The 6721-nt window shown below is 77.3% G+C and carries 9 protein-coding genes; 4 read left to right on the plus strand and 5 right to left on the minus strand.

What is annotated here, in order from left to right:
• Positions 1 to 95: 95 nt before the first annotated feature.
• Together PYV61_RS18635 and PYV61_RS18640 are read right to left on the minus strand one after the other, a co-directional pair.
• Positions 96 to 470, minus strand: a complete 375-nt coding sequence (locus PYV61_RS18635; protein ID WP_275834399.1) for an MmcQ/YjbR family DNA-binding protein — start codon at positions 468 to 470, stop codon at positions 96 to 98.
• Positions 471 to 803, minus strand: coding sequence for a cupin domain-containing protein (locus PYV61_RS18640; protein ID WP_275834401.1), 333 nt, complete (start codon positions 801 to 803; stop codon positions 471 to 473). It lies immediately after the preceding gene.
• A gap of 261 nt (positions 804 to 1064) precedes the next feature.
• Here PYV61_RS18640 and PYV61_RS18645 point away from each other — a divergent pair, with 261 nt between their 5' ends.
• The 3 genes from PYV61_RS18645 to PYV61_RS18655 are packed head-to-tail and all read left to right on the plus strand — an operon-like array spanning position 1065 to position 3587.
• Positions 1065 to 2003, plus strand: a complete 939-nt coding sequence (locus PYV61_RS18645; RefSeq protein ID WP_275834403.1) for a peptidoglycan recognition family protein — start codon at positions 1065 to 1067, stop codon at positions 2001 to 2003.
• Positions 2004 to 2034: 31 nt separating this feature from the next.
• Entirely contained in the window at positions 2035 to 3036 is a 1002-nt protein-coding gene (locus PYV61_RS18650; RefSeq protein WP_275834405.1) for an alpha/beta hydrolase, read from the plus strand.
• Positions 3033 to 3587 carry a GNAT family N-acetyltransferase gene (locus PYV61_RS18655; protein WP_275834407.1) on the plus strand — a complete coding sequence of 185 codons (555 nt, stop codon included), beginning with the start codon at positions 3033 to 3035 and terminating at the stop codon, positions 3585 to 3587. Before PYV61_RS18650 ends, PYV61_RS18655 begins: the two co-directional genes overlap by 4 nt.
• Before the next feature lie 10 nt (positions 3588 to 3597).
• Here the strand turns inward: PYV61_RS18655 and PYV61_RS18660 are convergent, their stop codons facing one another.
• The 3 genes from PYV61_RS18660 to PYV61_RS18670 form a co-directional block, all read right to left on the minus strand.
• Positions 3598 to 4152, minus strand: coding sequence for a cupin domain-containing protein (locus PYV61_RS18660; RefSeq protein ID WP_275834409.1), 555 nt, complete (start codon positions 4150 to 4152; stop codon positions 3598 to 3600).
• A 92-nt stretch (positions 4153 to 4244) separates the two neighbouring features.
• Entirely contained in the window at positions 4245 to 4817 is a 573-nt protein-coding gene (locus PYV61_RS18665; protein WP_275834411.1) for a hypothetical protein, read from the minus strand.
• Between the two features lie 46 nt (positions 4818 to 4863).
• Entirely contained in the window at positions 4864 to 5619 is a 756-nt protein-coding gene (locus tag PYV61_RS18670) for a hypothetical protein (protein ID WP_275834413.1), read from the minus strand.
• 133 nt (positions 5620 to 5752) lie between these two features.
• Between PYV61_RS18670 and PYV61_RS18675 the strand changes: the two genes are divergently transcribed.
• A partial coding sequence (locus tag PYV61_RS18675; RefSeq protein ID WP_275834416.1) for a BTAD domain-containing putative transcriptional regulator occupies positions 5753 to 6721 on the plus strand: 969 nt, incomplete at its 3' end.

The raw sequence follows: 6721 nt of genomic DNA on the forward strand, positions 1-6721 counted from the left end.
CGGGCGCGGCGGCGGGCGGGGTCGCGCGCGCACAGGAGGCCGCACCCAGCGCGACGAGGAGCGCGGCGGCCAGGCGCGTCACGGCGCGGCGCACGCTACGCCGGCCGGTCGAGCGCCGCGAGCAGCTTCTTCGGCGCGGTGCGGCGGTACGCGTCCTCGAGCAGCCCGCCGACGTCGCGCCAGCGCGGCCGCCGGTCGAGCCACACGCCGACCCACCCGCTCTTCCCCACGTAGGGCGGCACGAAGTAGCGGTCGGGCGCGTCGGCCACCATCAGCGCCTGGTTCGCCGGCGTCGCCTTGATCCACGCCGCGGGGCGCCCCGCGCCGTGGTGGTTGTCGGCGGCGGCGTAGGTGCAGAACATCCGGTCGCGCACGCGGAAGGTCGGCTCGCCCCACGCGACCACCTCGTGCGCCTCGGGGAGCGCGAGGCAGAGCGCGCGCAGCCGCGCCAGCGGGTCGCCCGCCGCCACCTACAGGTTCTCCTGCACGAACGTCGGGTTGAGGTGCACGTCGAGCTGCACCAGCGGCCCGTCGCCGATCGCGGTGAAGCTGTGCACCTCGCCCGCCTTGATCACCAGGATGTCCCCCGCCGACGCCTCGAACGTCGCGCCCTCCACGACGTAGCGGCCGCGCCCCTCGCGGATGAACTGGATCTCGTCGTACGGATGCCGGTGCGGCCCCGGCCCGCTGCCGGGCTTCCCCTCGAACAGGAAGACGGACACGCCCGTGTCGCCCTGCTCGGCGCCGACGAACTGGTGGGAGCTGCCGCGGAAGGGGAGGTCCTGCTGGCGCAGTCGGAGCATGCGGGGCGGGGTGCGGCGGAGGGGGGTACTGCGTAAGGCCGGGATGGGGCGAAGAGCAGGGTGCGGCGAAGATCCGGGTAGGGCGAAGTGCGGGATGCGGCGAACGGGGGACCGGCGAAGGGCGGGGTACCGCGGACCTGCCGGCTCGAGTCTGTAGGTTCGTGGTACCCCGCTCTTCGCCCCACCCCTTGGTTCGGTTCACCCCGGTCTTCGCAGTACCCTGAGGTTCGCCCCTCCCCGATCTTCGCCGTCGAACGGCTCATGATACCGCGCCCCGCCCTCGCCGCCATCACCCTCGCCCTCGCCGCCCTCGGCTGCCGCGCCCCGCGCGCGACGCCGCACCGGCTGCCGCCCGGCGTCGTCCCGCACGCGCGCTGGGAGTCGCGTCCCGCGCTCGGCCACGCCGCCGATGCGACGCGGCGCAACAAGCGCGCGGGGGACTCGCTGGCGTTCCGCGACCTCACCGTGACCGTGCTCGCCACCGCGGTCGACTCGAGCGGCGCGCGGCCGGCGGACGTCGCGCGGCTGCGGCTGGCGCACGGCGACGCGCGCGAGGAGCGGATGGTGCGCGAGGGGGCGGCGTTCAACTGGCGCGGGCACCACGTCGCGGTGGTCGCGATCTACGGGCCCGGGGAGCTCGGCGCGGGGCTGGTGGCGCTCGAGGTCGCGGCCGCGGCGTCGCTGCCGCCCGAGGTCGCGGCGTCCGACTCGGCGGGCGGGGCGGCGATGCGGCTCCGCATCCCGCACCGCATCTCCCACGTCACGCTGCACCACACCGGCGACGCCCGCACGCTGCAGCCGCAGGACGACGTGCCGACCAAGCTGCGCGCGCTGCAGTCGTGGGGCGCGTCCGACCGCAACTGGTGGGACGTGCCGTACCACTTCCTGCTCGGCCTGCGCGGCGACGTGTACGAGGGGCGCGACTGGCGCTACCAGGGAGAGACCAACACCACGTACGACCCGGGCGGGCACTTCCTCATCAGCGTCGTCGGGAACTACGAGCGGCAGGAGCCGACGCCCGAGCAGCTGGACGCGATCGCCGACCTGATGGCGTGGGCGCTGCGCGAGTTCGACCTGCCCCTCGACCGGCTGGGCGGGCACTACCACTACGCGCAGACCGGCTGCCCGGGGCAGCACCTGCGCCGCCGGCTCGAGGACGGGACGCTGCGCCGCATGGTGGAGGAGCGGCTGCGGCGGTAGCGTAGGCGGACGCTCCCTCCCACGCGGACCCATGCCTCGCTCCCGACCGCTCGTCGCGCTCCTGCTGGCCGGCGTCCTCGCCGCGCCCGCGGCCGCGCGCGCGCAGGGCGACCCCTCGCCCCACCGCGCGGCGCGCGTCGTGGCCGACGGCGTGGGGCTCGAGGTGCTCGACTGGGGCGGCGCCGGCCCGGCGCTCGTCTTCGTCCCCGGCTTCGGCAACTCCGCGCACGTCTTCGACGACTTCGCGCCGCGCTTCGCCGACCGGCACCGCGTGGTCGGCGTGTCACGCGTCGGGTTCGGCGGCTCGGACCAGCCGGAGCGCGACGGCTACGCGCTCGACGCGCGCGTCGCGCAGCTGCGCGCGGTGCTCGACTCGCTCGGGTTGCGGCGGGCGGTGCTCGTCGGGCACTCGCTCGGCGGCGACGAGATCACGGCGTTCGCGACGCGGTTCCCCGAGCGGACGGCCGGCGTGGTCTACCTCGACGCCGCGCTCGACCACGTCGAGGCGATCGCCATGGAGGCGCGCCTCGACTCGGTGCTGACCGGCATGCCGCGGCCGGCGGCGCGCGACCGCGCGGACGCCGCGGGCTACCGCGCTTACCTGCGGCGGGCGATGGGGATGGAGTACCCGATCGGCGAGGTGCTGGCGACGACGCGCTTCGACGCCGCGGGGGCCGTGCTGGGCCGCCGGACGCCGGGGCGCGTCGCCGAGGCGATCTTCGCCGCCACGCGGCCGCTCGACTTCCGCGGCGTGCGCGCGCCCGCGCTCGCCCTCTACGCGGAGTGGACCCCGCTGACGGTGATGTTCCCCTTCCTGGCGGACGATCCCGCGCAGCGCGCCCGCGTCGCCACGGTCGTGGACACGGTGATGCGGCCCTGGGTCGCGCGCGAGCGCGCCCGCCTCGCCCGCGAGGTGCCGCACGCGCGCGTCGTCTCGTTCCCGTCGCACCACTACCAGTTCCTCAGCGACGCCGGCGAGACCGAGCGGCCGATGCGCGCGTTCCTGGCGGCCCTGCCGCCCGCCGCGCCGTGACGGGCGCGTCGCCGCTCCGCGTCCGCCCCGCCTCGGCTGCCGACGCCGAGGCGCTGAGCCGGCTCGCCGCCGAGACCTTCCGCGACACCTTCGCGGACGCGAACACGCCGGAGGACATGGCGCGCTACGTCGCCGGGGCGTTCTCCCCCGCGCGGCAGGCCGCCGAGATCGCCGACGCGTCGGGCGCGGTGCTGCTCGCCGAGGACCACGACGCGGCGGGCGCCCCGGCGCTCGTGGGCTACGCGCAGCTGGCGTCGGGGCCGGCGCCGGCGGCGGTGACGGGGCCCGAGCCGCTCGAGCTGAAGCGGCTGTACGTCGCGCGCGCGCGGCACGGGCAGGGCGTCGCGCAGGCGCTGATGGACGCCGTGCTCGACGCGGCGCGGGCGCGGGGCGCGCGCACGCTCTGGCTGGGCGTGTGGGAGCGGAACCCGCGCGCGGCGGCCTTCTACGCCAAGTACGGCTTCGGTCGCGTCGGCGCGCACACCTTCGTGCTCGGCGCCGACGCGCAGACCGACTGGCTGATGGCGCGCCCGCTCGCGCCGACGCGCTGAGCCGCCCCCGTCACTGCCGCACCGGCGCCGGGGCGTCGGCGTAGCGCGCGTAGCGGCCGAGCAGCGTGCCCAGCGCGACGACGAGCGGGAAGACGAAGCGCTGCACCGCGGCCGGGACGACGTGCATGGCGAACTCGCTGCGGTAGCGGCGCGTGAGGAACGCGGCGTCGAACGCCGGCGGGCGGGCGGCCCCGCCGCGCTGCATCGACGCGAAGACGTGCCCGAGGAAGTACTCGAAGTTGTGCGCCGGCTCGAGCCACCCCGTGCAGCGCAGCGGCGTGTCGCCCGCGTTCCAGAAGCGGTGCGCCTCGCCGCGCCGGAACACGGCGCTCTCGCCGGGCCCCGCGTACTCCACCGGGCCGCCGGCGCGCTGGTACGCCATGCGCCCCTCGACCACCGTGAACCCCTCGTCCTGCAGGTAGTGCGTGTGCATCGGCGGGCCCGAGCCGGGGGCGACCCAGTTCTCCGCCTCGAGGCGGTCGCCGTTCGGCGTGGGGACGCGGCGGAGGAAGGTCAGGCGCTCGCCGGCGCCGTTCTCGATCGTGTACGGATAGCTGCGCGACATGGGACGTGGGGTGCGGGGTGATGCCCCACGTTCGCGCCCCACGCCCCGGCCGGCGTGGGGCGTTTTACCCCATCGCCGGGATCGCACCCCGGTCAGCGCACCTCGACCCAGCCGTACATGCGCGTCGGCACGAAGTGGAACACGAGGGTGCAGAGCACGAGGTAGCGCCCCGGCCGGTCGAACGTCGCCGCGTCGGGCGTCCACGTGATCCGCTCGAACGACAGCGGGCTCACCGCGAGGCGGCTCGCGGGGTCGTCGATCAGCACGTCGGGGAAGGTCCCCCACGGCGTCTCGGCGTCGGCCAGGTGCTCGGCGTCGAGGCGCACGTCCTCGGGGCGCGTGCCCGGGGCGTAGACGGCGACCTGGTGGACCGGGAACGACTCGAACGCGACCGTCTGCCCGCGGGCGATGACGACGGTCCCCGGATACACGCGGTCCACCGCGTGGCCGGCCTGCGCGTGCGCCATCGCGTTCTGCGCCATGTGCGCGAAGGCGTTCATGTCGGGGCGTCCGAAGCGCATGGTCGCGCCGATCGGGGCGATGCCGGCGCCGGCGGCGCGGCGGCGGGCGCCGGGGGCGGTGGGCGCGACCGCCGGCGCGGCGCAGGCGGCGAGGGCGAGGGCGGCGGCGGCGGCGGCGGAGCGACGGAGGGCGGAGGACGGCATCGGAGGCTCGGAAGTCGGAGGGAAGTCGGAGGAGAGGACGGGACGGTCAGGCGGGGAGCGCGTCGGCAGACGCCGTGGCGGATGCGGCCCGGCGGTCGGCGGCCGGCGCGCGCCCGGCCCACCAGAGCGCGACGCCCTGCGCGATCCACCACAGGATCATGGCCAGCCAGGCGAAGCCGCCGGCGTCGTGCACGCGGTCGCCGCCGACGAACACCCACGTCCCCGACAGCATCATCGCGGCGCCGGCGGGGATCCCCGCCGCGGCGACCCAGCGCGCCCCCAGGCGGACCTGCAGCAGCGCGGCGCCGGCGGCGATCATGAACGCGCCCAGCGGCAGCACCGAGAGGTGGGCGAACATGTGGCCGATCTCGTCGAACGCCCGCGGCAGGGCGGCGTCGGCGGCGTGGTGCCCGACGACGGCGGTCGCGGCGGCGCCGGCCTGCGCGGCGACCAGCATCCCGACCGCGGCGGCGCCGGTGAGCAGCGTCAGCGCCGCGAGCAGCCCGGCGTCGCGCCCGCGCGCCTTCCCGGCCCGGCGGGCGGCGTTGGCCACGGCGGCGGCGAAGACGAGGAGCGCCATCGCGGCGAGCATCAGCGCGAAGACGCCCCGCATCGTCCCGTCGTGGTGCGTGCGGAAGTGGGCGAGCAGCACGGCGTCGGTGCCGTGGGTCGGCGGGTTGGGCGCGAACGCCCCGGAGAAGAACGCCAGCAGGCTCGCGGCGACGCCGCTCAGCGCCGCCCACCGCTCGGCGGGGGCGATGCGCGGGGCGGCCGCGTCGGAGGCGAGGACGGTCGGGGTCATGGGGTCCTGATGGGTGATCGTCGCCCTAGATTCGGACGGCAGCGGTCGGCAGCCGGCCGTCGGGCGGCGGGTGTGGCGACACGATCCGCCGGCCGCGTCACGACCCCATCACCAGCAGCGTCAACTCGTTTCCGTGTCGACACTTGACGGGCGCGTCCCGCACCGCCTCCGGACGCTCGGGACGCTCGAGCTGACGGGCCCGGACGGCGCGCCCGTCCCCGCCCACCGGCGCGAGCTGCTCCTGCTGGCCTACCTGGCCGGGCGGCGCGGGCGCGCGGAGTCACGGGGGACGCTGGCGACGCTGCTCTGGGAGGATCGCGAGGAGGCCCGCGCCCGCGGCTCGCTCCGGCAGGCGCTCTTCCGGCTGCGGAAGGCGATCCCCGACGCGCTGACGCTCGACGGCGAGACGGTCGCCCTGCGCCCGGACGGCCTCCACACCGACGTGGAGGAGATGGAGCGGCACGCCGCGGCCGGCGCGCTCGACGCGGCGATCGCCGCCTGGGGCGGGGAGTTCCTGGGCGGCGAGGAGCCGGGCGAGGGGTCGGCGCTGCGCGAGTGGGCCGACGGCGAGCGCGCCCGCGTGCGCGCGGCCTTCGCGCGCGTGCTGGAGCGCCGGCTGGCGCTGCTGGAGGCGTCCGGCGACGCCGCGACGGCGATCCCGGACGCGGAGCGGCTGGTGGCGCTCGACCCGCTCGATGCTGGCGCGACGGAGCGGCTGGCGAGCGCGCTGCGTCGCGCTGGCGACCCGGCGGCGGCGCTGCGCGCGCTCGACGCGCTGGCCGCCCGGCGGCGGGCGGAGCTGGGGAGCGGGCTCCCGCCCCGGCTCACCGCGCTCGCCGAGTCGGTGCGGGGGGAGGTCGCGGCGCGCGAGGCGGAGGGGGCGCGAGCGGCGCTCCGCCAGTCCGCGGCGGGGAACGCCGTGCCGGCCGACGCGCGCGGGCGGGTGCTCGCCGCCTGGCGGCACGTCGCCGACGGGGCCGACCCCGTCCTGCTGGTGGAGGCGCGCGACGGCGACGCGGCCGACGTGCTCGACGCGCTGCTCGACGCCGCGGCGGCCGACGACGCGGTCGTGCTGGCGGCGCGCGGCTACCCGGCCGACCGC

The organism is Roseisolibacter sp. H3M3-2, assembly GCF_029211165.1.
Classification (GTDB): domain Bacteria; phylum Gemmatimonadota; class Gemmatimonadetes; order Gemmatimonadales; family Gemmatimonadaceae; genus Roseisolibacter.